Below are 1,192 nucleotides of genomic sequence, written 5' to 3'. Positions count from 1 at the left end.
GTATTACCAAATGTAATTGGAAGGCTGGTTCAAAGCCTAATAGAAGAGGCACAAGCTGAACCAGAGACACTTACTGAGGCACTAAATCTTGTAGCCTATTTTTCAAGGGGGTGCGAAGCGGCTTTAGATTGGCGAGCACTATGTAGTGGGCCATATTCTGATGAGTTAATAAAACAAGCATGGATTTTGTATGAACCAATGAATTTACCTTTTGAAACATGGATAAGAAACAGTTATGCCAGTTTTGCGGTTTATCGTAAACAATCTAGCTATTGGTTCAGTGATGATGGATATAACGAAATTTCTGAGTTGCTTAGTAGTTCTTCTGATGAGAAAAAATGTTTGGGATTAATGATTTGTGCAGGTATTAATTGGGCAATGTCTTTGCCTTCCAATTTAGTTAATGAGATTATATCGAAAGTGTTTCCTAGAGTTGAACAATTAGTACTTGATAAAAACAAGGCAATCTCCAATGTTGCCTTATGGGTATGGGGATTGAGATGTAATTCTTCAGATTTCAATTACACTCCACCTCTTAATATCCTTGATGAGATTTTGAAAGGATTGTTATGTGCTTGTGGCAAAATTCCTTTTGATATTTATTCATTTAGCATGGGGGCCTGCTTCGGATTAAAACGGGATTACTGGAGCCCTGTTTTAAATCAAGAAGAAATAGACCTATTGCGAAGTTGTTATGATGGTTTAGACGAAAATTCGTATGAAAAGCATAGAATGGGAGGTGCAATAGTTGTAGTTGCATTTCATTCAAAAAGTATTTTAACTGATGAGCAGATAGTGTCGTATATTACTGAAGTATGTAATGGGCCTAAAGGTATAAGTGAATATAATCTTGAAAAATTGAATAAAACGATTTTGCAAATTAACCCTCAAGCTTTGGATTTTTTGATTTCACAGGAGAAGGGTAATGACATCACATCCTAGTTATGGAGATGATTAAAATTAAAGAGATTTCCTTGACTTAATTTCATGGTTTTTAGAATAAGTTCTAAAAATCATTTGAAATGCACTTTCAAATATGATGGTTTTCTTAACCGGAGACTGTCATATTTGTTGGTGGGCTTGATGTTCTATCATTAAAAGTTTAATGAATAATTTATTATTTAATAGTTGTTTTTATTTATTATGATTATATCTACGATAGACTAATGCAAATATGCAGCAAACAAAATTA

Annotated in this window: 1 protein-coding gene; it reads left to right on the top strand. The window is 33.4% G+C overall.

Annotated elements, in window-relative coordinates; translation table 11 throughout:
- Positions 1-942 (top strand): hypothetical protein (locus ACZ6JY_RS40835; protein ID WP_469204667.1); only part of this gene is annotated, 942 nt, incomplete at its 5' end.
- Positions 943-1,192: the final 250 nt, after the last annotated feature.

Source organism: Streptomyces sp. NPDC046335 (genome assembly GCF_055587985.1).
This window is presented reverse-complemented; position numbering and strand designations above follow the sequence as displayed.